Below are 20,447 nucleotides of genomic sequence, written 5' to 3' on the forward strand. Positions count from 1 at the left end.
CTATGAGAATTTGTAACATTAATAATCAATATTTTTATCAATTAGTGAAAAACTATGAAAAATTCTATTTGTAATTAAAAATAGTCTTTGTTTCTTTTCTTCCGGAACTTTTAGATAGTATAGACAGAGTGAGAAGGAATGTACTCTCGCAAATAAATAACGTTTTATATCAAGATTTCTTGGAATGTTTGTGTGTTCAAAATAACACACAAACAACAGATATAGATAAAAAAGTCGTAGTTATTAAATTTAATAACTACGACTTAATTCTAAAAACAATTTATTAGGTAAGTCTTTTAATATTGGTATTTTTACAACTTTAACGAATTTCCCGAAAGAATTCTCCTTCCTCAAGCGTGTGAAGGGCGTAGCCCAACGGTAGGTGGGAGATGAATGTCGGTTTGGCGTAGCCAAAAGGTTTTCCTTTTTATTTCGCCTCTGATATAAGCCGTCTTATAAATTATAAAGGTTGGTATATAAATGAAATGAGATAGTAATAACCATTCAGTATTCTAGTTGTATTATCACCTTGTGTTGGTCGTAAAATACAGAAGAAATGTGTTTGATGATGATATGTCAGACTATGCAAAAGATATGTTTGTTCGACTATCTGAAAACTATAACATCACATGAGTTGAATGGAATCATGATGTAGACCACGTTCATATTTTGTTCAAGGCACACCCTAATACAGAAATGACAAAATTTATCAATGCTTATAAAAGTGCAAGTTCTCGACTTATGAAAAGAGACTTTCCACAAGTGAAAAGAAACTTTGGAAAGAGATGTTTTGGTCAAGAAGTTTTTGCTTGCGAACTACTGGTAGTTCGCCAATAGACGTAGTAAAAACATATATTGAAAATCAAAGTGAAAAGTGAGGTGAAATGATAGGACAAAGCAGAATAAAGCATATACATTCCGTTTGTATCCAACAGAAGAGCAAGCACATCTTATGCGTAAAACCTTCGGTTGTGTACGTTTCGTGTATAACAGAATGTTAGCTGAACGGAAAGAAGCGTATGAAAAACATAAAGATGATACGGATCAACTAAAGAAACAAAGGCTTCCCACTCCTGCAAAATACAAAGCAGAATTTGAATAGCTAAAAGAAGTTGATTCATTAGCTTTGGCAAATGCGCAACTCAACTTGCAAACTGCCTATAAAAATTTCTTTCGTGGTCAAAATGACTTCCCAACATTCAAAAGCAAAAAAGCCAGAAAGCCTTATATAACGAATGTAGTGAACGGAAATAGTATGTTGCTTAACGGTCCTATCAAATTGCCAAAACTGAAAATGGTACGTATCAAACAGCATAGAGAAATACCACAAGGCCATATCATCAAGTCATGTACGATTTCTATGACACCTACTGGTAGATACTATGTGTCCATTTTGACTGAATACGAAAAAGAGATCGTACAAAAAGAAGTAGAAACAGTTGTTGGATTAGACTTTGCGATGGATCAATTATACGTCAGTTCTGAGGATGAGAGAGCCAATTATCCTAAGTTCTATCGTGAAATGTTTGACCGTTTAGCAAAGGCTCAACGAGTAGTATCAAGACGTACAAAAGATTCAGGGCGTTGGAATAAACAACGTATCCGTGTAGCTAAGCTGCATGAAAAAGTAGCAAACCAACGTAAGAACTTCCTTCATCATAAGTCTAAAGAGTTAGCGACTCATTTTGGAAAAAGTGTCGCTGACAATGGTTGGGGTATGTTCACTTCTTTTTTAGCTTATAAACTACATGAACAAGGCAAACAACTTGTGAAAATAGACGAATGGTTTCCTTCCACAAAAACATGTAGCAGTTGTGGAAATGTGAAACATATGTCATTGTCTGAGCGAGTCTATTCTTGTATATGCGGTGTAAATCTCGATAGAGATGATAACGCAGCTATCAATATCAAAAATGAAGCAATACACCTATTGGCATTAGCATAGATAGCAATAAAATAACCCTTGGAACAAGGGCGTTAGCTCGGCTGTCTTAGGACGAATTCGTTAGCTACCAAAAGTAACGACTAACCGAGAAGCCCCCACTTCAAACAATCCGTGTAACTACTCAGCTTCTTCAAATAAAAAAACAGGCCAAATACATGTTTCCGATTCGAAAACATGAAAAGAAAATACTCCAATCAGAGAAAGAATCTATGCCAAATAGAGAAATTCTCTTATGAAGTCGTGTTATTCCAAGGAACCGTTCTAGTTTCTATGACTTGGTTTATCGCTTGTAAGACCGATTGTTTTTGTTTTTTCATGGTACTCATAAAGCTTCGTATCTGACAAAAAGATTCTGCGCCTTTCTTACTTCGGAAAGTCCCAGACACTTTCTGTTTTACTTTCGTCATCCGAATATCCCGTTCTGCTTGATTGTTATCAAATGGAATGGCTGGATGTTCTAAAAACCCTAGAATTCTGTCAGAATACTTGACGAAGCGATTCCATAAATTTTGAGAAGGCGTCTGCTTTCCTTTCTTCTTTTGTTTCGTGGAAAGAATCTGTTGTTCTTTCAATATGGATTGATACATAATAAACAGATTCTTTTGCGTCGCTTTTGGCATGGTACCTTCGGATTGCTTTTTCATCGTCAACGCTTGCGTTAGAAATTTCTGCATCTGTTGTGCCCATTGTTCTCCAGTACTATCTATAATTCCTTGTAAATCTCGTAAGAGATGGGCATTACATAAAACGTGACGACAATCTGTATACGCATCATACGATTTCCAACCATCATGCATCGCAATTCCAGAAAAAGATGGCAAGATTTCTCCAGCATCCATTGCTTCTTTTCCACGTTTTTGATGAATATGTTGCAATGTCACCTCCGGTGTACTGGCAGTATGTAACCATTGTGTTTTGTTTTCTACACGCATACCAGTTTCATCAAAATGGACAACAGGAGACTGCAGAATCTTTTCCTTTACTTCTTTTATGAATGGCTGCAATTGAGAAGCGAAAGCCTGTGTATGATTTACCAGGGTTCCTTCGCTTATAGAATGTCCAAAACAATCCTGAAAGAATTCTTTTGTTCGCTTCAAAGAAATGCATTGATAATGCGTTAAATAGGGAATCAGTCTTTTTATATTTGGACCATATTGAACAGGACGAGATACTGTCGAAGGAAATTGGGCTTCTTGGATAGAATGGCAATGTGGGCATTCTTTCTGTTCTACTTTATGTTCTGTCACTTCGATCTGAATAGGTGGTAAGTCATACACTTGGCGAATGCGATACCCTTTTACAGGCTCGTGGTTCAAGGAAGTATGACAACAAGTACAATATGTAGGAGAATGTGTAATCGTATGATCTGGAGTCGCTGTCAAACCAAGAGTATGTCCCTTGTGGCCCAACTGGCCACCCGTTTGACGATGAGACGGTTTGCGCAAACTTTTTGTAACGGGCTTACCCAAACCATCTGTAGAAGGTGGCTTATGACTATTTTTGGAGTTTTTTTTTGAAGCATTTTCTAGTTCTTGTATACGTTTTTCTAACTTAGAAAATGTTTCTTCAAATAAAGAAATAACAGCTTCAGGTCCTTTTTTATATGTATCTAAAATAATTTTTCGATCGACCATAAGATTCACCTCCCCTGTTTGATATACTCAGTATTTACAAATGGGAGGCATATGAAACTAGTAAAATTTAAAAAAGACACCGAAAGGTGGCTGAGTAGTTACCGACAAAGTTTATTCAGGCTTATACAAGTGCAAGGTCTCGACTCATTAAGAGAGATTTTCCGCAAGTAAAAAAGAAACGGTGGAAAGAAATGTTTTGGTCAAGAAGTTTCTGTTTAGTGACTACTGGTGACGCAACACTAGATGTAGTTAAAAGAATATTGACAATCAAGGTGAAAAGTGCGGTGGAGGTCATGTTGAAAGCATATAAGTATCGTATCTATCCGAATGATGAACAACGATTATTTTTCGCAAAAACATTTGGTTGCGTTCGTATCAAGCATCCCAAACATGCATAGATACATCCATCAAATATCCTACACCTGCACAATATAAAACTGATTTTCCTTTTCTAAGGGAAGTTGATAGCTTGGTGTTAGTAAAATCTAAATAAGGTATACGCTAATTTCTTACGTGATAAATCCGTTGGATTTCCAAAGTTCAAAAGTAAGAAAGATAACCACCGAAGCTACACAGACAATTCTTTGAATGGATAAAATCTGTTACAATTTCTCAAACACCTACTGGTAAATATTTTATATCCGTATTGGTAGCAGAAGAGGGATAGCTATTCCCTAAAATGGATACACAAGTGGGGATTGATGTTGGCTTAAAAGACCTTGCAATATTGTCTAATGGTACGAAATATAGTAACCCTACATGGTTGAGAAAAGCTGAAAAAAGAGTAGCGTTTCTACAACGTTCTTTGTCACGTAAAAAGAAGGGTTCGGCCAATCGAAATAAAGCTAGGTTAAAAGTCGCAAGACTTCATGAAAAGATTGCGAATCAACGTAATGATTTTCTTCACAAAATAAGTAGCGAAATCACAAACGAAAACCAAGTAATTGTGATAGAAGACTTGAAAGTGAAGAACATATAAAAAACCATACGTTAGCAAAAACAAGTCGTGAAATATCTTGGGCTAAATGAAGAAAATATCTGGACTACAAGCCGTATGGAAAGGTCGTGATTTGATTATCGCACCTAAGAATTATGCAAGTAGCCAACTATATTCTTGCTGTGGTTACAAAAACAAAGATGTCAAAAAACTAAACCTCCTTGAGTGGGACTGTCCATGTTGTGGCACACATTACGATAAGGATATAAACCAAGCATCAACTTGCTCAAACTAGCTATGTAATTGGTTTTTTCGTTAGGACGTTAAGTGGCGGATAATTCACACGGACCGTTAAAATGGCATAGCATCCTGTTAACTATAGTTCTTCTTGTACTCTTTTAGAGAGCACAAAATTAAAACAACTTTGTATACACGTTCCCCATTACATGAACAAAAAGAAGCTAGTACCTTTGAATAAGGCATTTGCTTCTTTTTACATAGACTCTATAATTATTTGTCTTTCATACCATTTGTTGAGTTTTTCATTGACACTTTTTGAAATACGTTTCATTTTTTTATTACAAAATCTCGATAGCGTAGCAGGTGATAACCCTATTTCATCTGCCATCTCACGCATTGTTTTATTTTGATGCACATGCTGATACATAATTTTTTTTAGAATCATATCTTCTAATCCTATAGTATGTTGTTTTACTGTATTTGTAATATAATGACTTTCTTGTTTCTCTTGTAAATCTATTGTTCTTTTCTTCACTATATTATCTATATTATTGATCAATTCTTTTGGAGGCAGAATAATGATTCCTAATTTCGCATAATAATTCTTAAACCAATTACGCCCTCCTATTTTTGTCTCATCCAATTCTTCCGCATATGCCCAATGTGAGATTACCTTTTCTTTTTCTAAGTCCATTAAAACATTTTCTAGTTGTTCTCTAATTCGATGTGGACGTCCATTCGTTATTTTGATACCCATTACAGATAACAAACCTTTTTCTCCACCAATCGAATATGGTCTTTTTAGAGTACGGTATTGTTGGCGGATTCTCCACTGCCATGATAAATAACGTATTAAACGTTTATGAAACTTGTGTCTATAGCTGTTATATTCTAGTGCTTTTTTTGATAATAACGCCGTTGTACTATTTGAACCATACAAATAGCCTGATAAAAAACTACCTGGTTTAATTTTACAAGATTCTATTCCCATATACTCATTGGTATTCTTGTCTCTCCATAACACTACGGAATCCAGTACGAACAGCCTTTTAATCACTTCACGTTTCATTTCAAATTGTTGGCCAGTTTCTGCCTGGTCGTTTAGTACCACAATTTCATTCTCATCATTCAAATAAATAAAAATACTTGCCAAAGCTGCAATACGTTGCGCTACCTTTATCTTATCTTCTGCACGATAGTACTCTACACCATTGGCAGAGGCTTTTGGCATATTACACAATTCTAATACATTTTCATAACTAAAATCTATAAATTCATCTGGAGATTTAGCTTGATTTAACCACTGGATTGTAATTGTATCCAAACAATCTGCTGTAAGATCATCCATATTACTAATTACTCCGTCAACTAATATAGACCATCGTTCTGCTTCGTTTGTGTTAACTAGTCTCAAATCCTCGTCCTTATGTGAAGATAGTTGCGCAACTCCACTTGAATTTTTCGTTTCTAATGGTAATACCGGTTTAGCTACGATTTCATCTTCTTCAAATTGATTCTTTGCTATGCCATCACGTAATTGATAATACATGGCATCATTACTTACAGGATAATATTCTCCGGATATATCTACTATATGGTCTTGAATCTTACTGCCTTTAGAGTGTGAAATTTGGGCTGATTCAAGCACTTCAAATTTCCCTCCTAATTCTTGTTCAATGACCTTTCCTAGTACATTCTGAATCTCAATTTTATATTTATTCAGGTTGGCATAAATACTTAGCACCGATATCCCTTGCTCTTGTTTTTGACCTAACCAAGAGACAAGTGCTGAAAACGAAGGCGATATATTAGCTGACGTTACTAATTTTTCATGATTCTCTTGTACTTCGTTATAATATTTTTTCCATTTGGCCCATAATGGTTCGTTTTCTTCATAAATTGGGGCAGCAAGTAGGAGGGCGTCACTGAACAATACTAATACTTTCTCCATATTTTAATACCTCCTAACAAAGTGAATGACCTTACACTTAGTATTTCTTACAAACTTACCTGCAGTGGCAGATTCTCGTTTACATTTTAGAAAAGTGAAACGTCATAGCCATATGATGGCTACATATCATAAAGTTAAGGCATTTCTGGAATATTTCATTCCGATCTAGTTACATAAAGAGATATGAAATACATATACATCTTACCTCTTTACCGCATACCTACAAACGTAAACTTACACCTTCATACATAATTTTGAGGAAAGAAATACTTCTATCAGAAACTGATAAAACCATTCTTATTTAGAAAATTACTACTCTACAATACCGGTTCAATTGTTGATTGTAAATAAAGTCGTAAATTTTAGCAACATGTAGAAGTAATTTATTACTGTGATTAAACCCTATATTCTTTGTTTATTGCATTAATAGACTGTATTGAAATACCTGATAAAATTTAAAAGCGATTACTTTTCTTTTATAGCTGTTGAACTAAGAAAAAATTAGCCCAAACTTAGAAGCAATAGAACATATCACTAATTCAACTTACAAAAAACACAAAATTTACCGTGAAAGCATTACAAAGCTTAATTAAATTTAGATATGAAAAATGAACCTTCATGAACACTGTACTTTTTGTCCTACACCTTCTCATTTTTAGCGTATGTCAGACAAAATTGAAAACTATTGGCCTACTATACAAATAACACCTTACTTGAAATCATGTAACCCTACACTGATATCAACTTTGTATTTTTAATCCCATATAGCTCTATTTTGGCAATAATTTATCAATTCTTGAAACGTTATAGCCATATGGTGGCAACAACGCTTAAAAAAGAAAGAAGAATTCCCCAAGAAGCATTCTTCTCAAAAAAAATTTATTTTATGTAATTTAGGAATAAACGTTGATATATAGCCTTTTCATAAAAAAGAAAGAAAAATGAAATTAAATCATTATAGCTATATGGTGGCAACTTTTTTTATCACAAAACACTCAAAAGTCCATATATATCTAGGGTTATAGTAGTTTTCAATATAATTTAAGTTATTTTTATAACATGAAACGTTATAGCTATATGACGGCAGTATTTTTGAAATCAAATGAAACGGTTATAGTTATATGACGGCAATAACTTTTGAAGTACAAGTTATTTTAATCCCTTATATAACAACTATTATCTACTTTCTATCAAATAATTTCATTCAATAAAAACATGAAACGTTATAGCTGTATGATGGCAACTTTTTTTCAAAAGAACTTTGCATGAAACCCTATAAATTTACTGATTCGTAAAGGTTTAATGCAATTTGTTTCACGTTTCATTTTTTATCATCTCCACAGACCTATAGTGGCAACATTTTTTTTTTCATAAAACGCCAAATCCCCTACTGTACAAGCGTTCAAGGTGCGTTTCATTTTTTATTTGTTTTTCTTAAAGGGACAGATTGTACTAACCTTTGATTTGATATAATCAAAAATGAAATTCTATATCTAATTATAGAAAAACTGTACGTTACATAAAAGGAGGTGAAAAAGATGGCAAAACCTTTCGTTCTAAAGAACAACCGTAGTTTAAATGGTAAAACAACAACACCAGTAATTGTAACTATAAAATCTTGGAAAAAATTAGTGGCAGCATTAGAAGATAAATATTACAGTTTTAAAGATACTTATTTAGAAGACATTGTGAAATCAATGTCTTCTGAAGAAAAAATTGCCGATGAAGACGGATTTGTTCAACAAACAAGGCCTTCTTTTTCACTAAAAATAAAAAAAACGTTAAATAAAGGAAATATCTTTGATAAAAATGAAGGTAGAAAACATAAGCTATATGGTATTACAAATGCTGATTTAGAAGTATTTCTATTTCTCCATAAAAAATGTAATACCTATGGTGAAATTTCACATGTATCTATTCATATGCTTTGGGAAGATTATAAAAACTATAAAGAAGTATTTGCACATATTCACCACTCACAATTTTATGTGGCTTTGAAGAAATTAAGTTTCCACAACATCATTTCAATCGAAAATGAATACAGTGGTAAATACAAAATAACCCTAAATGATTTCATAAATAAAGAAACAAATAAAGCAAATGCATATACATTTATTAGTCCAATAGTATTTACAAAGGCATTCTTTGAATTATCTATTGCAGCTAAGAAACTATTCATAGATATAGCAATGCAACAAAAACGCGAAACTACCTTGAAACGCTCTCTATTTAAAGTTGATGAACAAGGAAATTCAACTCATTTTGGCGGTATGTATCGTTACTTACATAAAAAATACCCACATCAGATTCACACTGTACTTGAGGAATTAACAACGAAGCTACCTGCTACTGGATCTCCTTTATTCAAAATTGGCAAGTTAGAAAAAGGGAAAAAGAATAAAAAGCAATATACAACATTGTATTTATCTGTACATCCGGATTTCTTATGTATGAGAGAAGAGGGGACAGACTACCGTGATCCATTTACAGCAAGAGATACATATAAACGTAAAGTTCAATTCATAGAGAACTTGTTAATTGAAATGAATATTGCCGAATTTACAAAAGATATGAATCAATTTATTAATGTCTTAAAGTACTCTTGTCATCGTCAAATCCGCCAGGTAATTCGCGGCTTACGAGAAATAATTGATCGACAAGAAGAATATCCTAAAAATCTTGTTTATACACTAAGTAAATTATTAAAACAATCTTCTCAATATCGTGTATTAGACACAGCTGCTAAAACTGGTATTTATCCTTTAATTACAAATAACGTACCAAAACATAAACAAGAAGAATCCATCTTCAAATTTGGTACGCATTTTGCTATATACTCGTTACGGAATGTTCAAAAGTTATTCCATAAAGCTCATGATCTTCTTCATGCTAAATATGCTGTACCTGTAACCATAGATGCTTACCAGCGTAATTACATGCAATATCAAGAGGAATCGCTATTTAGAAAATATGCTTATGAGCAAGGAGTAAATATTAACGCATATACAGCATTAGAGATTCACATTCGCGAACTATTAAAATCTAACGGTCATACCGGAAATAACATGCCTAGTGATATTCGTGAACTATTTATTGAAAAAATTGATAAATTGCCGAAGGAAAAGATTCGTGTAATTGCAGTCCCTGAAGACTTTAATTTAACTCTGTTTCTACAATCCTTAGAATCATACTACCGTTCAACAAGTGACATACCATATACTGTTGATCAGCTGCTTCCAGCAATATAAATATACAGCCCTCTATTTTTGAAAAAACATAAATAGAGGGCTATTCGTGATAGAAATAGCCAGCGGAATATATCACTACCAACAAATCAGAGAGAAAGTTTTCAATTTTAGTGATTACAACTCTCTATTTTTATACACTTTTATACATTTGGCATGAAAGAAAATCAGTTATTCACATATTATCGACATAAAACCAAGAATATTCTGTCTTTTTTTCTGGTTTTATCAACAAAAAAACATAAACATATTTATAAATTTTGTTGATATCTTAATAATTATGACCATATGTGTATAATAAAGAGCTTTAAATACCGTTATTATCATGTTCTATCTCTAAACCTACTAAAAATCAACAAAATTTATGTGAATTTTGTTTAAAAAGTGAATTCTGTTCCTAATATTGATCACTTTGTGAATAGTTTGTGTGTAATTATTTAAAAATGTGGAAAATATGTTAATAAGTCACCGGAATTTTCACTTATTATCTATTCAGTTAGTTGCATCAAATTAATGCTGATTATATGTAGGTTTCTGATCCCCATTTGATGATATTTTGTGGTTTTAAATCTGTATCAAATTCAGTAAACACATTTCTAGTAATTACCTTTTATGATTTTTTATGACTAGAGTAATTATGGATCTTTATTACTACAATATTTAAAGATTATTTTTCCTCTGTATAGTAGTTTTATCTTTTATTTATATTTTAAAGATATATAATATATTAGATTTTATTATTTATTCTAGAAAATAAATCTGTATATAAACAATTTCATTTTTAGATAAAAGAGAAATCTGTTTATAATAAATGAGTTAAAACAAATCTTTCCAATGTAAAAAATTCAAACTACTAAATAGTTTGAATTTGCCAATTCGTTAACTTATTAAGTTGAAATTAATTCAATGATTCAATTAACAACATAATTAAAATGAACTAGATATATTATGTGTAAAAAGAACCCAAAGACAATATAACTCAAAATAATTGTTTTCAGCTTAGTAAATTGAGTGATTAAATACATCTGAATCCTTTTGGACTATTAATTAATAAAAACCATTATAGAAGGTTCTAGGCGCTTATAACAACGATCAGAAATTAACATATATTTTTGGGGCTAATTCATATTAAAAACTAAATAAAATACTTTCGATTACAACACCATTCACACGATAAATCAAATATATTCCAGTACTTATTATTCAAAAGACAAGAAAAATCTTAATAACGTTATACATACATTTAGAACTGTTCATACAATAAATTATCAAATTTTACAGCTAGATAGTAACTATCTATATGTTTTTGCATAAGATACCATACGAAAGGGGAAATTAAGCCCTAGTCTCATATTGTTGTAACATATGAGATTTGTTCACTATCTTGATTTTCGTTCTATTGGTCTAGAGCATCTGAACTTATACGACTTGTTAGTTTTCATGGGGAATATGAATATTAAAGAACTTACAGTTTGTCCTAAGGGCATGTTTTTATAAGGTTTTTGTGGGGATTAATGAATTTAAATAAAATAATAGTGGATGATGAAAATTAAAACGTTATCACCATCCACAGACAACATGATAACTATGCCTAGATATCAAGAAGGTTAAGAATACTTTTACTATAACAGCAAATAGCGTAATACAAAATAATAAAGATAGCCTTTTTCAAAGATAAAGTCTGAGATACACGTTGTTTTATTCATCTAATCCATAATTAAATATAGAAATACAACAAGCACGTATGCATGATTAAAGACCCTTTATTATATGATAATTCAAACAGTACGCGGCCAAAATCAAACATGGAAATTAGATGAGAAAGTGACCCCAAAAGATACTAAAGTTATCTACTGATTAGTTCTACCACAAAAGCTCACTTGCGTTTTCCTTTATTACAATTTGCCCGTCTATTTATTATAATAAATAATTTCCCTATTGATTGAAACAACATAATATATATAAGTAAAGACTTTTTTGCTCGAATATTAGGGGGATTTTTATGAGAAAAAAAATGGAATCTATTCCTTTATCATTCTTATCAAACCAATGTATATATCAACGTAATAAGTGGAATCGTGACAAGATTATAAAAAAATTACAGATGTTATATAAACAGAGAGCAGACATTTCAGATAGTGCTTTACAGAAAAAACATACGGATTTATATAGTGCGATTTTTAGAATTTTCGGAAAAGGTGGGCATCGAAAAGCAATATTAGAAGCTAATCTTCCTTACAAACATATACGTAAAAAAGTAGCATGTAGAAATTGGGATGAGGAATTTATTATCCAAAGTTTACAAGTACTATATAAACTTGAGGTAGATATATCATCATCGAACTTGAAAAAAAATTATAATAACTTATATGAAGAAATTAGAAAATTATTTAAAAATCGAGGTGGACATCGTGCTGCTGTTGAATTGTCTGGGATTGACTATTTATTAGTGAGAAAAAAAACAGGGCCTAAATTTTAAAGAAAAGTACTGAAGTGTACATTTTCATAAAAATAAGGCCTTTTATATTTATTTCAATATTTTTATTATGAAATATGGTTAGAAGATTTATTTACATTAAAAAAGTTTGGCCGGATACTCATCTAATTCACTATATAAAAATGTTCTAATATCATTTAATTCTCTTTTTGTAGGAACAGGTGATATTTGAATTACCGGTATTTTTATTTTTTCAAATGGTATAGTAGTGATAATAAAGTCTATATTGAGTTTTTGAATATCTAATGTTTGGATATCCAATATTTCTTCTTGAACAATTGATAATGTGTTTCCAAATGAATGATGTAATATTCCTTGTATATATCTTTTCCATAAAATGCTATCTCCTAAGTAGAGTAATGCTTTTTTGGGAGATAATTTTGTTAATTGAAACATTGCTTCTAGTTGTAGTGTCATAGCAATTATATCTGCCTCATGAGCATACGGTATTAGCTTATATTGTTGTATCCACTTTGTATAAATGTTTTTCACTTTACAAAATGTTACATAGTGATTATTTTTTACTTTTTTATGAAATGTAGATGTTTGGAAAACACTTGTAGTAACAAACTGATATTTGTATGAAATTTGTCTTATATATTGTAATAGTTGAAATACAAATTCTTGATCATGTTTTAATGTAATTTTAAATTCATATTCTAAATTGGATATTAAATTATGTATATGTTGATAATGAGCAATATTTTTATTATAAAAATGTTGTAGAATATGTTTTTTATTAGTTTTTATATTTGAGTAGGAAAATAAGCAACAATTAATTGCAACAGTGATGAATATCTGATCCATTTCAGTTAATTTAATACCGCATAGGGTATGAGAAATTGTTTTAATTTTTCTATAAAAGGGGGAATCGATTACATGTGTTATATGATTTGATGATATATTTATTTTATGACCTTGTTTTTTTCTTTGTAAAGTAATTGCTAATAAATAAACTAATTTTTGTTTATATGTAGGATAAAATTGAATGTTTAACTTCTCTTCTAAATTTAGAAGAAATTGTATAATTTCGTTTTTATAGAGCAATGGATAATCTTCTAATTTATAAGTTGTATAATATAATTCGTAAAACATATATATAATATGAATTTCATTTCCTACAATACGTAAGGGTTTTTTATGTAATTGTAATTCAAATTGATTTAGATATTTTTCTACATTTTGAAGATGTATAGATAAAGAAGAAGCCTGCATATATAATACTTCTGCTAAGTTGGCAACGGTATGGATTTTTCCTTGTAATAAATAATCTAAGATTTGAAAAGTTAAATCGTTTTGTTTAAAGAACAAATAGATGTCGGTGCTAGAAGAATGAGGTGGTTTATATAAAAGTACACCTTTTCCTTTTTCAATTTGGATTTTCCATTCCAAAGGTAAGTAGTCTTGTAAATATATCAAATCTCTTCGAACGGTTTTTACCGAACAATTTAAATGGCTGGATATTTCTTCAAGAGTGCGCCATTCTTTGTCTTGTAATAACAAAGTAATGAGTTCTTGTTGTCGATTATGTATAAACATGTGATAAATCCATTGTTAATAATGGATTTCCTCCTTTCATATTTTATGATTAAAGTTGGACGCTAGTTCTATTTAAATTAATCTTTAAGCTAAGGATTGTTTATTTCCTTGTTTAAGGCGTTATGTGACAATGTAAGCTAACTGGTTATTACTGTTAAATGTAATTGTATAGGGAATATATATGAGTTTAAAAGTAATAGAGCTTTTAATTCTGAATATCTTTTTATAGCCTATTTCATAATACTTATTAGAGGAGTATAAAAAAGTTTTATAGATTGAATACTTAATAATATGTAAAAAGGGTATAAATTTATTGCTAGCTTTTAAATTACTAATGTAATGACTTAAATTTTATATTGTTTTAGTATACAAAAAAGAAATAAAATTGAGTAGATTAAAAAAGGTATTTGTTATGGGCATTATTGTATGCTATAAATGAAAATGTTTTATTGATATTTCTTGGTTATAATCAAGATAGTAAGGTGAACTATTAAGTGTGTATAATACGTCGAATTAGTTATTATTTAACATTTTTATAGATAATTTGAAGTGGGAGATTTCTATGATTAAGAGGAATAGCTTTGCCTTATATTCTAACTTGATCTAAAATTGTGATTAAAACATGTCATTAATCGTTGCGGCTGGCTTTCTATTTTTGACGATTTTTGTAGCAAACTTATGTAAATCATCAGTACGGATATCTGTATCTTGTTTTTTTGAAAAAATTATTGTTGTATTTAACTATAGTTTGATATTTCTGTTGTGAATTTTTAATACAGTTAGATTGTAAGAGGGGGGGAGTTTATAACATACTTTTATTTGAACAGTTTTTTATTAAAGTGTATTTAATTTTCAGTCGGAATATTTTTTGTTTTGAAAGTTAGATGAATGTCAATAGTAGAATTTATAGTTGTTGAAAAATGGAAACCAAAGGTTTTTATGTAATACGTAAAGTTTTTACGCTATATTGTATGGGATTAATACATGAGTAATTTAATGTATTTAATGTATTAAAGATTATGTGTATGTAAAGAGGGATTTTGAGAATAGAGCCAGGAAACAATTGTTTGATATATGTTGCTACAAATTCTATATATTGTGAATTGTAAGAATAATTATTCAATACAGTATACATTGGGATATTGGTTAGTTTTATCTCAATATATTTGGATGTGAAATTTTGTGATGGTTTTATTGGTTTTTTAATATTTGTTTATTCTATGAATAATAAAATTAATTCCTTACTCTATATTTTATCTTTTTTTTTTTTTTGTGTCAATAACCAAATTGATAATATGTTTGATATGTTTATATATATTTTTGTTTTATATGTTTTATATGTTTTATATGTTTTAAGGGGGGAGGGAACACTTGGTATAACAAGGTTTTAAGACATTAAAGATAACAAAAATGGTTCCAAAGATAACAAAAATGGTTCCAAAGATAACAAAAATGGTTCCAAAGATAACAAAAATGGTTCCTTAAAGATAACAAAAATGGTTCCAAAGATAACAAAAATGGTTCTAAAGATAACAAAAATGGTTCTAAAGATAACAAAAATGGTTCTAAAGATAACAAAAATGGTTCTAAAGATAACAAAAATGGTTCTAAAGATAACAAAAATGGTTCTAAAGATAACAAAAATGTCCCTGAAAAAGACAAAAATAGTATCTTTAGTTTATAGGAAGGAGTTAAAAAATTCTTTTATATGCTTTATAATTTGTGTATACATTTATATTTTTTGACGTTTAAACCAAATTTATAGCGTGAAGGATGTGTTCAATAGGGAGGAGAGTGTGGATATGTTACAAAAGCAAAGGGTGCAAATAAAAGAACATAATATTGTGTCAAAATCAAATGTATTAATTGAAGCAAGTTCTCGTTTGAATTTAATAGAGCAGAAAATATTGCTTTGTTTAGCAAGTAATATTGAACCCACAGATCGAGATTTTAAAATATATACTTTTCCTATAAAACAATTTCATGAATTATTAGGTTTAAATGGTGCTACGAAGTATACTGAATTGAGTGGAATTACAAAAGATTTATTATCTAAAGTTATTGAAATTCGTACAAAAGAGGGCTTGATGCAGCTCTCATGGGTTTCTTCAGTAATTTATAATAAAAATAGAGGTACGATTGATATTCGCTTTGATCCATTGTTAAAACCATTTTTGTTAGAACTAAGTAGTCAGTTCACTAGCTATCGTTTAGGAAATGTTATGAATTTAAAAAGTACGTATTCTATACGGATTTATGAATTATTAAAACAATATGAAGATTTAAAGGAACGAATTATTTATTTAGAAGATTTAAGATACTATTTAGACGCACTTAATATATATCCAAAGTATGCAAATTTTAAGCAACGAGTTTTAAATGTATCTCAGCAAGAATTAAAACGAAAAACAGATATATTTTTTGAGTTTGAAGAAATTAAATCAGGAAGAAAGGTACAAAAAATTAAATTTATAATTAAGAGTAAAAAAAATAAAAATGGAACATTAGGAGATAATTGGGAAGAGATTAAATACGTAGATACTTTTGAAAGAGAAATTAAAAGCTTTGAAGAAAGGTGCAAGCAAAAAGTATATCCAGCAGTTTTCGATAAATGGAGAAAGTATCCGAAAGAGGTTCTAGATATAATTGAATGCATACGCTTCCGTACAGATATAAAAATGCCAATTGCTTATGTGGAAAGCGGATTGAATAATTTATTGGAGAAAAAGCAAAAAGATATTTTTGAAAATTCAGAAAAAGTAGAAGAACTTAATAAATCGGATGTTATTGAATCAATAGTACTTCAAGTAGTAGAAAAATATTCTAATACAACAGGTACAGTAGCAACATTTTTAGTTAAAGAGGCTTTTATTCATATAGCATTGGAATATATTTCTTTAGAAAAAGCGGAGGACGTTTGGAAGAGTAAGGAGGAATCAGTGATGCAAATGATTTATCGAAGTATTCAAAAAAATAGAACGAAAAAATATTAAAAGCATCTAATGCTATGTATTAACAAATATAGAGGAGAGTATCTATGACAGATTCGTATTTACATCACCAAAAAATTTTATTAGAAATTTCTCAAAAAATGTATAAAATAGAATCGTTTCTGTTGAGAAATTTAGATGAGCTAAACAAAGAAAGGATTAAAGGGGTTCAAGTAGAATTAAAACAAATCGAAACAATGTTAATATTTTTATTGGAAAGTAATATATATGCAGAATTAATGATGCAATTATTAATTCACATGAAGAATATTAATATAATTCTGAAAAAAATAAATAGAGAATAGTGTATTATAAATTTACCGAAAGACTTCTCCTTCCTCAAATGTATGGGACACCATATCAACGATAGGTGGGAGAGGGATTTTGATCGGATATAATAAAAAGTATCTTTGGTTTATTTCGCCTTTGATTTTAGGTGTTTTCATACTGTATTATAATCTTTCATCGTTTGCTGCAGATAAAGCCTGAGTATTCTGTTTGTCTCGAAAGAATGGAACAACTTGTAAAGTAGGATAAGAATGTTTTTATGCATAAGCCTAAAGGGGTGCTTATTCTTATTGACGTTTAACAATAGAAGGCGTGCATCAAACACTAGTAGTTTATTCTTGGGAAAGGTGTTGTGGACGACAGTTGAGGGGATTAGTATATAAGCTATAAGATTCTTGGAAAAATTAACAAAAAGATAAGTGTTTTTTCTATCAACAGGCATAGTTATTATGGAGACAGAAAAGATAGGTCATTATCTAAAGATTGCTTTTGTAGATATATAGGAAGTTATAACGGTAGCTACCAATAGTAAAAAAATAAATTATACATTTATTAGTATGTACATGAAATAGGAACAAAAGACTCTTTGGAATAAAGGGGTTAGCTCGGCTGTCCTTGGACGAATTCGTTTACTAACAAAAGTAACGACTAACCGAGAAAGCCCTTATTTCAAGCTAGCTCGTAATAGCTACAGTGGGGATAGTGTACTTGATGTTTGTACAAAAAAATATAAATAGTTTATTTAGGTTTATAGGCGTTAAGCGTTTTTCTAAAGAGACGGATACTTTGAATTAATAAATCTAATTCTTCTTTAGAAAGTTGTTGACCATCCAAAAAAAGTGGTTGGGGGGTCTCGGTTAGATGCAATGGATGAGTTGTATCATCGGAAACTAATAAAGTATTAATATTAATATTGTAAACCGTCGCTATCTTATCTAATAATTCCAATGATGGTTTATATATGCCACGTTCAATCTTAGATAAGTTACTATAATCGTAATCTATTTTTTGTGATAAACTTTGTAAAGTATCGCCGAATTGATTTCGAACCTCTTTAATTCGAGTACGCAATTAAAAACCCTCCTTAAAAATGTTTATAATTAAGATGTAAGTGCAATAAATTATTGTCGACTACGTGATTAATTTAAAACTAGTTAACGCTGTGAAGAATGGAACTCTTGATTTTTAATAGGGTGTTGCATATTAGGGTCGATTTGCCTTAATACATATGTAAATATAACGCATCATTAAAAAAGATTACCATGGAAGTATTATATAGGGCAATATATAATTTTCATCATAATCTTATATTATAATATTTTAGGAGTCTTCGATTTGAGCTAAAATCTTTGCAGAGTTTAATCTGTAATGTATGGTTTATTAAGGTGGAAACAGGTATTAATAATCAAATATAATTTACTATTTTAAAGGCCGGTTTTTAACTATATTAGTGAGATTAAAAGTATCTTATGTACTAGTATAGAAGGAGGATATATGAATGTAAATAAAATAAATAGTATATTCGCATAAATAAGTGTTGGAAAAAAATAGTAGTATACAAAATGAATTGGTTTAATATACAAAAAATGATTCGTACTTGTGAATGATAACTAGATAATAAATGAATACTTTTGGAATTGAAAAGGTTTAATAAACCAATTACCTTGAGAAAATTTAATTGGTTTATTAAAAAGAGGGATGGTATAAAGCAATATTTTTAAGCTATAAATAATTCTGTGTACCTCTTTATAGGATTTTTTGAAGTCGTCTTTAGAGCAGGGTCTGAAAGTACGGCTGGTTACCCAGTACTACTAAAACTATAGAATCTATAATGATTTAATGGTTTGTAGTTTTTTTGAGGTGTTTTGTTTTAATATTTTGGAAAAAACTGATACATTGTAAGTAGGATAAGTAATCATAGAAGAATGAAAATAGCCGTATCCCTCGTTGGCTATCATTTTGGTCACTCCATCGGATAGCGGAAGCTATCTTACTTGTTCGGCAGACATAATTCGTTACTTCACTACATGTATATTTAGTTTGTAATGGAACCATATCGAAATGGGGGGGAAACGAATGATGATGAATAAAGCCTATACGTTTCGTATCTATCTAAATCATACACAAGCGATTCTAATCAATAAAATGATTAGAATCGCTTGTGTATGCAAGTATTTCTTATCCCTATGGGATTCTGCATATGAAGAAACAGAAAAAGGTTTGACTACGGTACGTGCTCTGCCAACGTAAAAAGATCGTTTTGTGTGTGGAATAACCAAAACGATTTATTTGACTACACACATTTCAATCTCATTTATTGTAAATGGAAAGTCCACACGTTTAAAAGTATGTGCCTGATAACCAATACATATAATCGCAATTTCGACTTGTTGAAGCACAAGTTAAGTACATGTCGTATCACAAAGGAATTTGGTAAAGGAATCGCTCAAATTTCTGCCACGATTCCTTTAATAGAAAAACAGGAACAAACATTTTAGGAGTAGAATTAGGCCTCAAAGCGCCTGTAGTAGCTATTACAAATGATGGTACAGTTCGTTTGTTTGGAAACGGAAAAACAAATACATGAAACGTAAGTTTTGTAGTGTTCGTAAGAAGCGAAGAAGCTGAATGATCTGCGACAACTTGATGATACGAGATACGGCACAAAAGTGGGTGTAAGACCATAAAGTGATTCGTGAAATCGTTGATTTTGCAACGAATCATACTACTTCTGTCATTCAATTAGAACAACTAACGAGCATCAGACAGTATGAACAAGCCGTAAAAACGAAAATAATCTACATACTTGTTCATTCTATTGTCTTGCGCAATTTATTGCATACAAAGCGAAAGTAGTTGGTATAAAGGCTGAATATGTGGATCCTTCTTATACAAGTCAAACATGTCCAAAATGCAGGAAAAAGAACAAGGAACGAGATAGAAAATACACGTGTCCATATGGATTTGAGAAACACCGCGATATCGTTTGGGGGATGATACTCCCTCATTTTGAAAATTGTTCGAAACAGAAATGGACTGCGCACGTTTGGTCATTTAAGAACTCCATCTGTTACACCGGAAGGTGTAGGACTTGCGGCTTTAGCCGCGGGAGTGTCAAAAACGTATTTATGCATTGTTGAACTTTTCACTAGAACTATAGTCAAGGTCCTCCTATCCTTTA

At 30.6% G+C, this 20,447-nt stretch carries 11 protein-coding genes and 4 pseudogenes; 11 read left to right on the forward strand and 4 right to left on the reverse strand.

Annotated features, from left to right (window positions below):
• Positions 1–516: 516 nt before the first annotated feature.
• Both tnpA and AC3WVZ_RS29320 read left to right on the forward strand, forming a co-directional pair.
• Positions 517–878: pseudogene (gene tnpA / locus AC3WVZ_RS29315) on the forward strand (IS200/IS605 family transposase).
• Between the two features lie 44 nt (positions 879–922).
• Positions 923–1,945: pseudogene (locus AC3WVZ_RS29320) on the forward strand (RNA-guided endonuclease TnpB family protein).
• 230 nt (positions 1,946–2,175) lie between these two features.
• Here the strand turns inward: AC3WVZ_RS29320 and tnpC are convergent.
• Positions 2,176–3,579, reverse strand: a complete 1,404-nt coding sequence (tnpC, locus tag AC3WVZ_RS29325) for an IS66 family transposase (RefSeq protein ID WP_233935200.1) — start codon at positions 3,577–3,579, stop codon at positions 2,176–2,178.
• Positions 3,580–3,683: 104 nt separating this feature from the next.
• Here tnpC and AC3WVZ_RS29330 point away from each other — a divergent pair.
• From AC3WVZ_RS29330 to AC3WVZ_RS29345, 4 genes and pseudogenes are all read left to right on the forward strand, one after another.
• A pseudogene (locus tag AC3WVZ_RS29330) lies at positions 3,684–3,889 on the forward strand (transposase); the annotation flags it as partial.
• Positions 3,873–3,977 (forward strand): helix-turn-helix domain-containing protein, encoded by a 105-nt coding sequence (locus tag AC3WVZ_RS29335; RefSeq protein ID WP_254849772.1) that lies wholly within the window; start codon positions 3,873–3,875, stop codon positions 3,975–3,977. The pseudogene AC3WVZ_RS29330 and the gene AC3WVZ_RS29335, both read left to right, overlap by 17 nt.
• Positions 3,978–4,258: 281 nt before the next feature.
• The gene (locus tag AC3WVZ_RS29340; protein WP_425594316.1) at positions 4,259–4,558 is read left to right on the forward strand and encodes an RNA-guided endonuclease TnpB family protein; all 300 of its coding nucleotides are present in this window, start codon (positions 4,259–4,261) and stop codon (positions 4,556–4,558) included.
• A 46-nt stretch (positions 4,559–4,604) separates the two neighbouring features.
• Complete coding sequence (locus AC3WVZ_RS29345) at positions 4,605–4,811, forward strand: zinc ribbon domain-containing protein (RefSeq protein ID WP_425594317.1); 207 nt, start codon at positions 4,605–4,607, stop codon at positions 4,809–4,811.
• 198 nt (positions 4,812–5,009) lie between these two features.
• Here AC3WVZ_RS29345 and AC3WVZ_RS29350 read toward each other — a convergent pair whose 3' ends face one another.
• A complete protein-coding gene (locus AC3WVZ_RS29350; protein WP_233936767.1) occupies positions 5,010–6,707 on the reverse strand; it encodes a helix-turn-helix domain-containing protein in 1,698 nt (565 codons plus the stop codon).
• Positions 6,708–8,245: 1,538 nt separating this feature from the next.
• On the opposite strand from AC3WVZ_RS29350, the gene AC3WVZ_RS29355 reads away from it, so the two are divergent.
• Together AC3WVZ_RS29355 and AC3WVZ_RS29360 are read left to right on the forward strand one after the other, a co-directional pair.
• Entirely contained in the window at positions 8,246–9,955 is a 1,710-nt protein-coding gene (locus tag AC3WVZ_RS29355; protein ID WP_233936768.1) for a hypothetical protein, read from the forward strand.
• A 1,999-nt stretch (positions 9,956–11,954) separates the two neighbouring features.
• Entirely contained in the window at positions 11,955–12,431 is a 477-nt protein-coding gene (locus AC3WVZ_RS29360; RefSeq protein WP_078187981.1) for a hypothetical protein, read from the forward strand.
• Between the two features lie 96 nt (positions 12,432–12,527).
• On the opposite strand, the gene AC3WVZ_RS29365 is transcribed toward AC3WVZ_RS29360, so the two are convergent.
• Complete coding sequence (locus AC3WVZ_RS29365) at positions 12,528–13,988, reverse strand: BglG family transcription antiterminator (protein ID WP_233936769.1); 1,461 nt, start codon at positions 13,986–13,988, stop codon at positions 12,528–12,530.
• Between the two features lie 1,802 nt (positions 13,989–15,790).
• On the opposite strand from AC3WVZ_RS29365, the gene AC3WVZ_RS29370 reads away from it, so the two are divergent.
• Together AC3WVZ_RS29370 and AC3WVZ_RS29375 are read left to right on the forward strand one after the other, a co-directional pair.
• The gene (locus AC3WVZ_RS29370) at positions 15,791–16,981 is read left to right on the forward strand and encodes a replication initiation protein (RefSeq protein ID WP_233936770.1); all 1,191 of its coding nucleotides are present in this window, start codon (positions 15,791–15,793) and stop codon (positions 16,979–16,981) included.
• Positions 16,982–17,025: 44 nt separating this feature from the next.
• The gene (locus AC3WVZ_RS29375; RefSeq protein ID WP_233936771.1) at positions 17,026–17,283 is read left to right on the forward strand and encodes a hypothetical protein; all 258 of its coding nucleotides are present in this window, start codon (positions 17,026–17,028) and stop codon (positions 17,281–17,283) included.
• Between the two features lie 721 nt (positions 17,284–18,004).
• Here the strand turns inward: AC3WVZ_RS29375 and AC3WVZ_RS29380 are convergent.
• Positions 18,005–18,337 carry a helix-turn-helix domain-containing protein gene (locus AC3WVZ_RS29380; RefSeq protein WP_233936772.1) on the reverse strand — a complete coding sequence of 111 codons (333 nt, stop codon included), beginning with the start codon at positions 18,335–18,337 and terminating at the stop codon, positions 18,005–18,007.
• Between the two features lie 1,008 nt (positions 18,338–19,345).
• On the opposite strand from AC3WVZ_RS29380, the pseudogene AC3WVZ_RS29385 reads away from it, so the two are divergent.
• Positions 19,346–20,406 (forward strand): annotated as a pseudogene (locus AC3WVZ_RS29385) (zinc ribbon domain-containing protein).
• The last annotated feature ends 41 nt before the right edge of the window (positions 20,407–20,447 follow it).

This window comes from Bacillus sp. CPT56D-587-MTF (assembly GCF_058792335.1).